Origin of the sequence: Brevibacterium picturae, assembly GCF_900105045.1 — a bacterium.
GTDB lineage: Bacteria > Actinomycetota > Actinomycetes > Actinomycetales > Brevibacteriaceae > Brevibacterium > Brevibacterium picturae.
On sequence record NZ_LT629739.1, the window covers coordinates 2,741,920 to 2,754,864 of the forward strand.

Annotated in this window: 10 protein-coding genes; all 10 read left to right on the forward strand. The window is 63.6% G+C overall.

Annotation, left to right across the window (positions count from 1 at the left end; all coding sequences use genetic code 11):
* Positions 1-69: 69 nt before the first annotated feature.
* Entirely contained in the window at positions 70-1,053 is a 984-nt protein-coding gene (locus tag BLT92_RS12605) for a TAXI family TRAP transporter solute-binding subunit (protein ID WP_231938806.1), read from the forward strand.
* The gene (locus tag BLT92_RS12610; RefSeq protein ID WP_092106040.1) at positions 1,050-3,122 is read left to right on the forward strand and encodes a TRAP transporter permease; all 2,073 of its coding nucleotides are present in this window, start codon (positions 1,050-1,052) and stop codon (positions 3,120-3,122) included. Before BLT92_RS12605 ends, BLT92_RS12610 begins: the two co-directional genes overlap by 4 nt.
* A 261-nt stretch (positions 3,123-3,383) precedes the next feature.
* A complete protein-coding gene (locus BLT92_RS12615; protein ID WP_092106042.1) occupies positions 3,384-5,204 on the forward strand; it encodes an ABC transporter substrate-binding protein in 1,821 nt (606 codons plus the stop codon).
* 144 nt (positions 5,205-5,348) lie between these two features.
* A complete protein-coding gene (locus BLT92_RS12620) occupies positions 5,349-6,422 on the forward strand; it encodes an ABC transporter permease (protein WP_092106044.1) in 1,074 nt (357 codons plus the stop codon).
* On the forward strand, positions 6,419-7,393 hold the full coding sequence (locus BLT92_RS12625; RefSeq protein ID WP_231938807.1) for an ABC transporter permease: 975 nt from the start codon (positions 6,419-6,421) through the stop codon (positions 7,391-7,393). The genes BLT92_RS12620 and BLT92_RS12625 overlap by 4 nt, the downstream gene beginning before the upstream one ends.
* Complete coding sequence (locus BLT92_RS12630) at positions 7,393-9,048, forward strand: ATP-binding cassette domain-containing protein (RefSeq protein ID WP_092106046.1); 1,656 nt, start codon at positions 7,393-7,395, stop codon at positions 9,046-9,048. Before BLT92_RS12625 ends, BLT92_RS12630 begins: the two co-directional genes overlap by 1 nt.
* Positions 9,041-10,267 (forward strand): S66 peptidase family protein, encoded by a 1,227-nt coding sequence (locus tag BLT92_RS12635; protein ID WP_092106048.1) that lies wholly within the window; start codon positions 9,041-9,043, stop codon positions 10,265-10,267. The genes BLT92_RS12630 and BLT92_RS12635 overlap by 8 nt, the downstream gene beginning before the upstream one ends.
* Before the next feature lie 79 nt (positions 10,268-10,346).
* Entirely contained in the window at positions 10,347-11,189 is an 843-nt protein-coding gene (locus BLT92_RS12640) for a serine hydrolase (protein WP_092109274.1), read from the forward strand.
* A gap of 70 nt (positions 11,190-11,259) precedes the next feature.
* Positions 11,260-11,574 carry a DUF3870 domain-containing protein gene (locus tag BLT92_RS12645; protein ID WP_092106050.1) on the forward strand — a complete coding sequence of 105 codons (315 nt, stop codon included), beginning with the start codon at positions 11,260-11,262 and terminating at the stop codon, positions 11,572-11,574.
* A gap of 153 nt (positions 11,575-11,727) precedes the next feature.
* Positions 11,728-12,879, forward strand: a complete 1,152-nt coding sequence (locus tag BLT92_RS12650; protein ID WP_092106052.1) for a DUF819 family protein — start codon at positions 11,728-11,730, stop codon at positions 12,877-12,879.
* Positions 12,880-12,945 lie beyond the last annotated feature (66 nt).

The following is a 12,945-nucleotide window of genomic DNA, read 5'->3' on the forward strand; positions in this document are numbered from 1 at the left end:
CTCGGAGGGAAGCACCCGAATGACCAGCAAGGCAGCTGGTGACAGAACTTCGACGACGAAGAGGAAACGATGAATATCAGACGCATGACCGTAGCGGCCATCGCCGCGCTCGCACTGAGTCTCTCCGCCTGCGGATCCGGCGGTGGATCCGGCGACGGAGGTGAGACCACGAACGACCTCACCTTCGGAACCGGCGGCACCTCCGGAACCTACTATCCGCTCGGCGGTGAGCTCGCGACGATCTTCGAAGAGAACGTCGAGGGCACGACCGTCAACTATGTGGAGTCCGGAGCCTCGGCTGAGAACCTCGGCAAGATCTACCAGGGTGAGTGGCAGCTGGGCTTCACCCAGAGCGACACCGCGAACAATGCCGTCAAGGGTGAGCTCGAAGACCTCGACGGCACGAAGATCGACAATGTCGGGTGGATCGCCTCGCTCTACCCCGAAGCCGCACACATCATCGTGCGAGAAGATTCCGGGATCGAGTCCGTTCAGGACCTCAAGGGCAAGAAGATCGCTGTCGGTGATGCCGGATCCGGTACCCGCGCGATCTCGGACGCGATACTCGATGCGGCGAACATCAGCGAATCGGACTACACCCCGGAGATCACCGATTTCGGGGCGTCGACCGATATGCTCGCCGACAAGCAGATCGACGCCACGATCTTCGTTGTCGGCACGCCAGTGGCCGGGCTGACACAGCTGGCAGCGACCACCGACGTCAGACTCCTCGGCCTCGACGAGGAGACGACCTCGGCAATCGAAGAGAACAGCGGTGCCGAGTCCTACGACATCCCTGCCGATGCCTACGACTTCCTCAAGGAGGACGTGCCCACGGTGTCGGTCTTCGCATCCTTGGTGGCCTCCACGGACCAGGTGAGTGAGGACACTGCCTACGGTCTGACCAAGGCGCTGTTCGAGCACAGCGATGAAGTCACGCTGGATGTCGGAAAGCTGATCACCAAGGACTCCGCCATGCTGGGCGTCGGCGATGTGCCGCTGCACCCGGGCGCCCAGAAGTACTACGAAGAAGAGGGCATTGACCTGCCGTGAGTGAACACCCGACACCGCCCCGGCCATCCGACAACGCGGCCGGGGCGGTCGCCGAGCAGACCGCCGAGGCGGAGCAGGCATCCGCTGAAGTCCTTCGCAAGGTCGACTCCTCGAGTCGATTCCGCACGAATCTCGGGTGGTGGGCTTGGGTGATCGGCGGTGTCTCCATCGTCTTCACTCTCTACCACCTCTATGCGGCGTTGGAGCGTCCATTCAACACCTGGATGCACTCGTCCCTGCATCTGGCGGGGGCGACTGCCCTGATCTTCTTCCTCTACCCGGCCAGCAAGAGGCTGCTCGACGCACCGGCCAGCGGAAACCGGGTGGCCGATGTCCTCATCGGCCGCGGCAAGGGGATCCCCTGGTATGACGTCCTCCTCGGGCTGGCGGGACTCGGCTGCAATCTCTACGTGTTCTTCGACTACACGCGCCTGGTGAGCAACTCGGTGCAGATTCTCGGGTATTCCGACCTCGACTTCTTCGTGGCCGTACTCGGAGTGCTTCTCATCCTCGAAGCCACGCGTCGGTGCGTCGGTATGCCGATCGTCATCATTGCCGGAGTCGCGCTGCTCTATGGTCTCTTCGGCAACTACCTTCCGGTGTTCACACACTCAGGATTGAGCATCAAAGATCTCGCCACGAACATGTTCCTGTCCAGCGGTGGGGGCATCTTCGGCACACCGATCCAGGTGTCGGCGAACTTCATCTTCCTGTTCCTGTTCTTCGCGGTGATGCTCGTCCACACGAACATCGGACAGTTCTTCAACGACCTCGCCTTCAGGCTGACCGGTAGGTTCACCGGCGGTCCGGCGAAGGCGGCCGTGGTGGCCTCGGGTCTGCAGGGAATGGTCTCGGGCTCGTCGGTGGCGAACACGGTCGCCTCAGGATCATTCACCATTCCGCTGATGAAGCGGGCCGGGTTCAAACCCCACTTCGCCGCCGCGACCGAGGCCACAGCGTCGACCGGCGGGCAGCTCATGCCCCCGATCATGGGCGCAGCGGCATTCATCATGGCTCAGAATGTGCCCGACCTCGAATACAACGGGCTCATCGTCATCGCGATCATTCCCGCTCTCCTCTACTTCCTCGGAGCGTTCCTCTCCATCCACTTCGAGGCGAAGACGAGCGGAATTCTGGGCATGGCGAAGAGCAGCCTTCCCAACGGCGTCGAGCTGCTCAAACGCCTCGACCTGCTTCTGCCCCTGGTCGTCATCATCCTCACCCTGCTGTCCGGCATGTCGCCGATCCGTGCGGCCCTGTTCGGCATCGGCACCGGATTCGTCCTCAGCTTTCTGCGCAAGGTCACCCGGCTCACTCTGCGGGGATTCGTCGATCTTCTCGTCTCGGGCGCGCGAACGGCTCTGCCGGTCATCGCAGCGTGTGCGACAGCTGGGATCGTCGCGGGCACGGTCACGGTGACAGGTCTCGGCGGACAGTTGGGCAAGGGACTCGTCGATCTGGCGGGCGGCAACTTCTTCGTCGTGCTGTTCATGGTGATGATCGCCTGCCTGGTGCTCGGCATGGGGCTGCCCACGACGGCGAACTACGTTGTCACGGCCACCATCGCCGCACCGATCTTGTACAACAACTTCGATGTTCCGCTCATCGCCGCACACATGTTCGTGTTCTTCTTCGGCATCCTCGCCGACATCACACCTCCGGTCTGCTTGGCGGCCTATGCCGGTGCGGGCATCGCGGCGGCGAACCCGATGCGCGCAGGTGTCACAGCGGTGCGCATCGCCATCGCGGGCTTCCTCATCCCCTATGTCTTCATCCTGGAGCCGGCGCTCCTGCTGCAGGGAACCGTGCCGGAGATGCTCATCGCCCTGATCACGCTGATTCTGGGCATGGTCGGAGTCTCAGCGGGCATGGCCGGCTACTTCTTCGGCTCGGCAAACGTCATCGAACGATTGCTGCTCGTCGCCAGCGGAATAGCCCTGGTCTATCCGAACCTGTGGATCTCGGTGGTGGGCCTGATTGTGCTGGTCATTATCGCGGTCGAACAGAAGCTGCGCAAGGCGACCACCTCTGAGCAGATCGCGAAAGGGTTTGCGCAGCAGAAGGCCTGATCCCTGAGGCGGGCCCCACGACCGGGGCAGGGGCAGAGCCGGGGCCGTGCTGAGGGTTCATCGTCAGCACGGCCTTTCGGGCAGGGGTCAATGTGCATTTCGCACAGCTCAACGCATGCGACATTGTGAGATGTTGTGACATCTTCGCCAACGATCAGCCGTAAGGTGACAAAGAGCACATCGAATTCTCACAAGGTGCATGGGTATCGGTGAGGTTCGGGTGCCGAGGTTCCAATGCCCACGGCGATGCGAAGGACAATGATGTTCAGACACAGAATGCTGCGCAGGACGATGGCGAAGGGCCTTGCCGGACTGGCGGCAATGGCTCTTGTCTCTACGATGGCTGCCGCCCCTGCCCAGGCCGCAACCGAAGAGACCCAAGATCCGACGGTGATGCGGATCGCCACGGATGGTTTCATCGACTCGTTCAACCCGTTCACCTCGTTCTACCTGATGCCGACGAATACGTTCAAATACATGTATGAGAACCTCGTCGCCAACAGCCCCGAGACCGGTGAGGTCATCGAGGGTCTGGCCACCGAGTGGAACACCGAAGAGGGCGGAAAGGTCTGGACGTACAAGATCCGCCCTGACATGAAGTGGTCCGACGGGGAGCCGCTGACCTCCGAAGACGTGGCGTGGACGTACAACCAGATGATGGAGAAGGACGAACTCTCCGTCGCCAACGGCGCACTCATCGAGAACTTCGCCACGGTCGAGGCACCCGACGACTCCACCCTGGTCATCACGCTGAAGGAGCCGCAGGCGAACAATCCCGGCCAGGAGATCCCCGTCGTGCCGAAGCACATCTGGTCGAAGATCGACAAACCGGGTGAGTTCAAGAACAAAGAGAACACCGTGGGCTCGGGACCGTTCCAGCTCGAGAGCTACGAGGCGAACAAATCCGTCACGCTCAAGTCGAACCCGAACTTCTGGCGCGGCGAGCCCACACTCGACAAGATCCAGTACCGCTACTACACGAACTCCGATGCGCAGGTCCAAGCCATCCGCTCCGGCGAGGTCGACTTCATCACGGGATTGACTCCCGAGCAGTTCAAGGCGCTCGAAAGCGCCGACAATGTTGAGACCAGTGTGGGCAACGGACGCCGTTTCAGCGGCATCTCGATCAACTCCGGCCTGGCCGATGCCGATGGTGAGGAATTCGGGACCGGACACGAAGCGCTGCAGGACAAGAAGGTCCGCCAAGCCATCCGCGCGGGCATCGACATCGACACCCTGCGCGAGCAGGTCATGCAGGACTACGCCGAGCCGGCCACGAGCTTCGTGCCGTCGGTGTATGAGAAGTGGGCGCTGCCCGAGGACGATCCGGTGATCACCGGATTCGACGTCGAGCGGGCGAAGAAGCTGCTCGACGACGCAGGGTGGAAGGAAGGTTCCGACGGCATCCGCGAGAAGGACGGTGAGAAACTCTCCTTGCGTTTCCTCTCCGACGCCGACGCGACGATCGAACAGAACACGGCGAAGTTCCTGAAGCCGTGGATGAAAGACATCGGCATCGAGCTCAAGAACGAGGCCAGCGACGTCGACACCGTATCGGAGCGCACCACCAAGGGCGACTACGACATGTACTACTCGGGGTGGTCGCTCAGCCCGGACCCCGACTACCAGCTGTTCATCAACACCTGCGGTTCTCGCCCCGATGCCGAGGGCAACGGCGGCACCTCGCAGGATGGGTACTGCAACAAGAAGTTCGACAAGCTCTACCAGCAGCAGCACGTCGAACTCGATGAGGACAAACGCGCCGACCTCGTCCACCAGGCGCTGGCTCTGCACTACGAGGATACTGCTTCGATCACCCTGTGGTACCAGAACCAGCTCGAGGCCTTCCGATCGGACCGGTTCACCGGCTTCACCAAACAGCCCACCGATGACGGCATCATCGCCAACCAGGTCGGCTACTGGGGATACACCTCGGTCGAACCCGTCAGCGCGGAGAATGCCTCCGGCGAGGGCGGCATGGGGGCCGGCGGCTGGGTCGCCATCGCTGCCGCAGCCATCGTGGTCATCGGCGGAGGCGGCTTCCTGATCAGCCGGCGCAAGAAGTCCGACGATCGCGAATAGTCCCGGCCCCGGAGCCGTCGTCGGCGAGCCTCGTGGCAGCGAGGCTCGCCGACGTTGACCCCTGCACCACGAGGTTCCCCAGCGAGACCATGAGCTTCCCCAGAGAGACAGTGAGCTTCCCCAAGTGAGACCAGGAGTTCCCCAGTGACGACACCGACCCATGACCACCCCACCCCACCCGGTGGTCCCGACCCCGGCGGCTCGGGCGGGTCCACCGGCCGCGACATGGACGAACCGCCGAAGGGCGGGTCGTTCCTGGGCTACTTGCTGCGCAAACTCGGCGGCGCCCTGACCTCGATGATCCTCGTCGTGGTCCTCGGCTTCTTCGCATTCCGCATGCTGCCGGGCGACCCCGTCCTCAAGATCGCCAAGGAACGGCCCATGAGCCCGGCTCAGATCGCGGAGCTGCGCAGCCAATACGGTCTGGACAAACCGGTCATCGTCCAGTTCTGGGACTATCTGGTCGGCATCTTTACCGGCGAACTGGGTGAGAGCTACGTCTACCGCAAACCCGTCTCCGATCTCATCGTCGACTATCTGGGGCCCACGCTCCTGCTCACCGCCACCGCGGCCATCCTCGCGATCGGACTGGGCCTGTGGCTGGGTCAGCTCTCGGCCTGGCGCCGCAACTCGCTCTTCGACAAGATGGCGTCCTCGACCTCGCTCGTGTTCTGGTCGGTGCCCACCTTCTGGCTGGGCCTCATCCTGCTCATGATCTTCGGGGGCACCCTGCAGTGGCTGCCCACAGGCGGGATGATCACCCCGGGACTCGACCCGTGGTCCTTCGCCGGCATCATCGACGTGATCAAGCACCTCATCCTGCCGGTCATCACGATGGTCGCCGTCGTCTACGCCCAGTACCTGATGGTCATGCGCGCCTCCCTCATCGAAGAGATGAGTGAGGACTATCTGACAACCGCACGTGCCAAGGGCCTGACCGAGGACGAAGTGCGAAAGAAGCACGCGGTGCCCAACGCACTGCTGCCCACGATCACGGTCGTGTTCATGCACATCGGCGGTCTCATCACCGGAGCCGTCACAGTCGAGGCCGTGTTCTCCTGGCCGGGTCTGGGCAAGCTGACATTCGAAGCGATCAGCGGACCGGATCTGCCGCTGCTGCAGGGCACGTTCGTCGTGTTCTCAGCCATCATCATCGTCATGAACCTGGCGGCGGACATCGTCTACCGCTGGCTGGATCCACGAGTCAGGAGGGCATGATGGGCGAGAACGACACCACCGCCGAGGCGAACGCCTCGGAACCGAACCCAGGCACCACCTCGGCGACGCAGCCTCCCGTCATCGATGGCGCGAAGCTCGTCCGCGAACGCCGGCTGAACAATGCCAAGAAGAACTGGTCCCTGTTCCGCTCCGACATCGCAGCGATGGTCGGCGCGATCGTGCTCATATTCTTCGTCCTCATCGCGATCTTCGCTCCGCTGATCGCGCCCGCCTCGATGCTCGATGTGACGGAGCAGCTCGATGTGCCGCGCTACGCCCCGCCGAGCCTCGCCCACCCGCTGGGCACCGATGACCTGGGCCGCGAGCTCTGGATCCGCATCCTCTGGGGAGCACGCGTATCCATCCTCGTCGGCGTCGCCGCCACGGTCATGTCGATGGTCATCGGCACCGTCATGGGATTGGCCGCCGGACACTTCTCCGGATTCTTCGGTGCCGTCGTCATGCGCATCATCGACTTCTTCATCGTCCTGCCCTCCCTGCTGCTGGCGATCGTCCTGTCCTCGGTCCTCGAGCGCGGAGTCTTCACGATCGTCGTCGCCATCGGACTCACCTCGTGGGCCTCGACGGCACGGATCGTGCGGTCCCAGACCTTGAGCGTCGAGTCTCGGCTCTACATCGAAAGGGCGCGCATCCTCGGCGCCGGACATCGGCACATCCTGTTCAGGCACATGCTGCCTGCCGTGATGCCGTTGGTGCTCGCGAACACGACCCTGACCGTCGGCAGCGCGATCATCGCCGAATCCACCTTGTCATTCCTCGGGCTGGGGGACACGAGCAAGGAGTCGTGGGGAACGATCCTCAAGAACTCGATGGACATCTCCGCCGCAACCTCCGGCTACTGGTGGTACGTGCTCACTCCCGGCATCGCGATCGTGCTCGTGGTGCTCGCATTCACGATGGTCGGGCGCGCGCTCGAGGCCATCATCAATCCAGCCCTGAGGAGCCGCTGATGACCGACCTCAGCTTCGACAACGTCTCGATCACCTACCGCTCGAGCTCGAACCGCGGCGACGTCACCGCGGTCAGCGACATCAGCCTGAACCTGCCCACCGGCGCCACATTGGGCATCGCGGGGGAATCGGGGTCCGGCAAATCCACGCTGATCATGTCGGCACTGCGCCTGCTGCCCAAGTCCACGAGAATCGACGGGCAGGTCCGCCTCGGCGGGAAGGACATCAGGGACCTCAGCTTCGGTGAGATCCGGGCGGTGCGGTGGGCGCAGGCCTCGATCGTGTTCCAGGGCGCCCTGCACTCGCTCAACCCCGTCCGCGAGGTGGGCGGGCAGATCATCGAGGCCCTCGAACACCATGCGAAGGGCACGTGGACGACACCGGCCACACGACGGGATCGGATGTTCGCACTCCTCGACGAGGTCGACCTCGATAAGAGCAAGGCCGTGTCGTACCCGCATGAGCTCTCCGGCGGGCAGAAGCAGCGGATCATGATCGCCATGGCCCTGGCCTGCGAGCCCGACATCATCATCGCCGACGAACCGACCACCGCCCTCGACGTCATCGTGCAGAAGCAGATTCTCGTGGGTCTGGCGAAGCTCGTGGCCGAACGCGGAATCTCGCTGCTCATGATCAGCCACGACCTCGCCGTGCTCTCCGCCGTGTGCGAGAACCTGGCGATCATGCGCCACGGCAAGCTCGTCGAATACGGCCCCAGCGACCAGGTCTGCCTGGCGCCCGTCGCGGACTATACGAAGCAGCTCGCGGGTGCGTTCCCGCAGATCGGGGACGCTGAGTCGCGGATGAATCCGCGAACGCTCAAGCCCGCCGAGGTGCGCCGGGCCGAGCCGTACACCAAGACCTCCGAGGTGGTCCTCGAAGCCAGGAACCTCAGTGTCTCCTTCGATACGCGGCAGGGGAGGGAACGGGCCGTCCGCGATGTCGACCTGGCGCTGCACAAAGCGGAGATCCTCGCCGTCGTCGGCCAGTCCGGGTCGGGGAAGACGACACTGGCCAGGTCCCTGCTCGGTCTGCAGCAGGTCGACCCGGGGTCGCAGGTGGAATTCGCGGGCACGGCGCTGCCGAAGAAAGCGAAGGCACTGCGGACCTTCCGTCGACAGGTCCAGATGATCCTGCAGGACCCCTCGGGTTCGCTCAACCCGAAGCGCAGCGTCTACGAAGCAGTGGTCGAAGGCCTGCGGGTGCAGAAGATCACCGACAACGAATACGCCCGAGTCGTCGGGGCGCTCGAAGCCGCCGAGCTGACACCCGCGGCCGACTACCTCGAGTCGATCCCGCAGGAACTCTCGGGCGGACAGCGGCAGAGGGTCGTCATCGCCGGAGCCCTCGCACTCGATCCGCAGGTGCTCATCGCCGACGAACCCGTCGCCTCCCTCGACGCCTCGGTGCGCGGAGAGATCCTGTCCCTGTTCCTCGCGCTGAAGAAGAATCTGGGCATGAGTGCCCTCATCATCACCCACGACCTCGGCTTGGCATGGAACATCGCCGACACCGTGGCCGTAATGAAGACGGGCGAGATCGTCGAGTACGGTGACGTCGACACCGTGCTGGCCAACCCGCAGCACGCATACACGCAGGAACTCCTCGCCGCAGTTCCCCGACTGGGAAGTCAGAGTCTGGTCAACAATGGATAGCCCCACCCCATGCACTTCGGGTGCTGCGAGCGCGTTCGCAGGAGCGAGCCCGTACCTCGAGACCGCGCCGCTGCAGGCCGGTGACACCGTCCGCCTCATCGCGCCTTCGGGGCCCACCGACGAAGAGTCCCTGCAGCGGGCGATCGCGCAGCTCGAGTCCTGGGGACTTCACGTGATGGTCGGCGATCACGTTCGCGCTCGCCACCCGCGGGTGAAATACCTGGCGGGAACCGACGAGCAGCGCCGGGCCGACCTCGTCGACGCCTGGTGCGATCCGGACACCTCGGCGGTCATCGCACTGCGTGGCGGATTCGGGGCGATGCGCCTCCTCGACGGAATCGACTTCGGCCTCATGCGCGATCACGCCCTGCGCCGGGACGGGCGTCCCAAGCTGCTCACCGGCTCCTCGGACATCACGGCGCTGCACCAGGCATGGGACCATCACCTGTCAGTGGCGACGCTGTTCTGCCCGATGGTCGGCAACGACCCGTTCAAGAACTCAACCGTCGTCCCCGCCGAGGTCGCCAGCTGGCTGTTCGAACCCTGGGGCGGCCGCGAACTCGGGTTCCCCGCGGCCGAATCGCAGGCCGGTGCGACCGCGGCACCTCCTGGCGGCGCTGCCACGGCCGAGAATAGGAACTTTTGGTGCGAAAATGCGGCCCCAAATCACACCAAAAGTTCCTCAATGTCGCAGGACGGGAACGCAACTATCGCAGGCACTGGGGTGAGTGTCGGACCTGGGGTCTCAGTGGCGGCAGGCTCGAGGCCCCGACACCCAGTCAGCCGGGCGCGGACGCTGGTGCCGGGAATGGCGAAGGGCCGCCTCGGCGGGGGAAATCTCAGTCTGGTTGCGGCCGGAATGGGAAGTCCGGAGTTAGCCGGGGTGCGGGAGGCCCGCGCGCGATACGGCCCCTCGATCCTCATGCTCGAAGACGTCGACGAGGAGCTCTACCGCCTCGACAACCTGCTCGTGCAGCTGGTCCGCGGCGGTTGGTTCGACTCGGCGGACGCTGTGGTGCTGGGGTCCTGGCAGGACTGCGCCGAGATCGTTGAGGTGGAGGAGCTGTTCATGGACTACCTCGGCGAGGCAGGAATCCCGGTCGTGAGTGAGATGGGCTTCGGCCACGACCCGGATGCGCCGAGCACTCCGCTGGGGGTGGCCGTCACGCTCGAGGCCCCTGCCCAGGGCAGGCCCCGGATGTGGGTGGACGAGACATGAGCGTGTGGATGGAGCGTGAGCGTGCTGTGATGCTTGGACCGGTCGAAGAAGGAGAGGATTTCCTACGATGAATGAGGACATGAACAAGAGCGACGTGTCGAGCACGGGTGACGCCTCGAACACGGGCGAGGTGGACTTCGATCGACTGCCGGGAGTGCGCTTCAGCGCCCTGGCCTACGACATCGACAGCGGCGAACGCGTGTTCGCGCACAACGAGGACGACGAGCTCGACACCGCCAGCATGGGCAAGGTCTTCCTCCTGCATACAGCTCTGCAGATGCACGTTCGCGGCACCCTCAATCTGCAGGAGCGGCTCTCGCGGCGGCCCTCTGAGCGGGTGGATGAATCCGGCATCTGGTACCTCATGGAACAGGATGACTTGAGCATCTACGACGTGGCCGTGCTCGTCGGAGCCTTCAGCGACAACTTCGCGACCAATGTGCTCATCCGCCGCATCGGGCTCGAGAACGTCGCCCGCCAGGTCGAGGATCTGGGGTATCGGAACTCGGGACTGCACGACTTCCTGCGCTGGCCTCGTCCGGCCAAAGCCCCGCGTACTTTGTCCTCAGGCACTGCTTCGGAGATCAGTGACTTCATGGCCCGGCACGCGAAAGACGAATTCTGGGACGAGTCGACGAACGAGATCTTCCGCCGCTGGTTGGGTGCCGGCGCGGACACCTCCATGGTCGCCTCGGCGTTCGATCTCGATCCTCTCGCCCACTACAACTACCAGCGCGACGTGTGGGTCTGGAACAAGACGGGCACGAACGGGACGATCAGGGCCGACGCCGGGATCGCGATGACGCCGACGCGTCGGGTCGCCTACGCCGTGTTCGCGAACTGGGACCCCGGCACAGACCGGGTCGTCGACGTCATGCCCATCATGCGCGAAGCAGGGGAGGTGATCCACCGATTCCTCTGAGTACTCGGACATCGATCGACTCGAGAACGCGCACAGCCACACGCCGATCCTCGAGTATTGTTGATGTCCTATGACTTCCTCGATCTACCTCACCGGTGAAGCGAAGGCGCCATCGAACAACCCGATCATGGCACAGTACGGGCTGTTCTACATCGCCTTCGAGATCGAGGCGGACACACACCGAGTCCTCGATGTCGACTGCTCGGCGACGTTGGCCCTGACAAGGAAGTTCATCAGGGGCCTGTTCATCGACGCAGACATCACGGACACCGGTCGACTCACGGAGTCGATCACAGCCAGATACCACGGGTCCTCCCAGAAGGCGCTCATCGTCGCGGTGAACAACGCGGCGAAGAAGTACCAAGAGCTCCCAACCTCTAGCTGAGTCGACTCCTCGACCACCAAGATTGCCCGGGTCCCCACCGGATCGGATCCAATCGACAACCGCACATGGCTTCACCGCGCACTGCGCCTGCACCTCGAGGAATTGGCCGAGGGCAGCGCGACGCGGTCCAATCCACCTGAAGGAGTGTCGTTTGTGATCACGGACGGTTTTCTATTCATCAGCCTGCTGCTGGCGATATCGGCGGTTCTCGTCGTCGCCGACCGCAGCGGGAAATTCAAAGTATTCAAGTATGTCCCCGGGTTCGTCTTCCTCTACATCGTGGCGGCCCTGCTCAACACCGTCGGCCTGTTTGACCACGACGCCATCGACGGTGTCGGCGACGGGGTGCAGGACGCGCTGCTGCCGGCGATGATCCTGCTTCTGCTGTTCAAATGCGATGTCCGGCAGATCATCCGCCTCGGACCGAAGCTGCTGCTGACCTTCGTGGTGACGGCAGCGAGCATCATGATCGGCTTCATCGTCGCCTACCTGATCGTGCACTCGGCACTGGCCCCCGAATCCTGGAAGGCCCTCGGCGCGCTCAATGCCTCTTGGACCGGCGGCTCGGCGAACATGGTCGCAGTCCAGGACATCCTCGAAGCACCGGAGGACGTCTTCGGCTACGTGCTCATCGTCGACACTGTCCTCTACTCCTTCTGGCTGCTCCTCATCTTCTCTTCGGTCGCCGTCTCCGATAAGTTCAACAGATGGACGAAGGCAGACACCTCGAAGTTCGATTTTGTCGGTCGTGTCACCGACGAGGAAGAGAAGCCGATGACCCTGTCGTCGATCATCGGTCTTCTGGGTTTCGCCCTGCTCGTCTCCGCCTTGGCTGCCAAAGCAGGCGAGATGCTGCCGGAAGTGGGCACGGTGATCAACGCCTCGGCTTGGACGATCCTCATCGTGAGCATCCTCGGTCTGGTCATCGGGTCGACGCGGTGGGGGCGGACCGCAGGCTCCAGCCAGCTCGCGACCATCATGCTCTACCTCATCATCGGCATCATCGCTTCCGGATCCGACTTCACCTCGCTGGCCGAAGCCCCGATCTACCTGGTCGTCGGTGTGATCGTGCTCCTCGTCCACATCGTCATCATGCTCGTCTATGCGAAGCTGACGAAGACCGAACTGTTCAGCATCGCTGTGGCCAGCACCGCGAACATCGGGGGAATCGCCTCGGCGCCGGTGGTCGCGGGTGCCTTCAACCGTCAGCTGGTGCCGGTGGGCGTGCTCTTCGCACTCATCGGAGCCTTCTCCGGCACCTTCCTGGGATTGTTGGGCGCGCAGCTGATGTCGGGGATCGGCTGATGAGCGTGATCCGACACCTGAGACCACAGACTTCCACCCAACTCACCGACGATCATCCGAACTGAA

Excerpts from the sequence above, each read along its gene's own strand:
- BLT92_RS12605 (WP_231938806.1), top strand. The coding sequence starts at position 70 with ATGAATATCAGACGCATGACCGTAGCGGCCATCGCCGCGCTCGCACTG.
- BLT92_RS12615 (WP_092106042.1), top strand. The coding sequence starts at position 3,384 with ATGTTCAGACACAGAATGCTGCGCAGGACGATGGCGAAGGGCCTTGCC.
- BLT92_RS12625 (WP_231938807.1), top strand. The coding sequence starts at position 6,419 with ATGATGGGCGAGAACGACACCACCGCCGAGGCGAACGCCTCGGAACCG.
- BLT92_RS12630 (WP_092106046.1), top strand. The coding sequence starts at position 7,393 with ATGACCGACCTCAGCTTCGACAACGTCTCGATCACCTACCGCTCGAGC.
- BLT92_RS12635 (WP_092106048.1), top strand. The coding sequence starts at position 9,041 with ATGGATAGCCCCACCCCATGCACTTCGGGTGCTGCGAGCGCGTTCGCA.
- BLT92_RS12640 (WP_092109274.1), top strand. The coding sequence starts at position 10,347 with ATGAACAAGAGCGACGTGTCGAGCACGGGTGACGCCTCGAACACGGGC.
- BLT92_RS12645 (WP_092106050.1), top strand. The coding sequence starts at position 11,260 with ATGACTTCCTCGATCTACCTCACCGGTGAAGCGAAGGCGCCATCGAAC.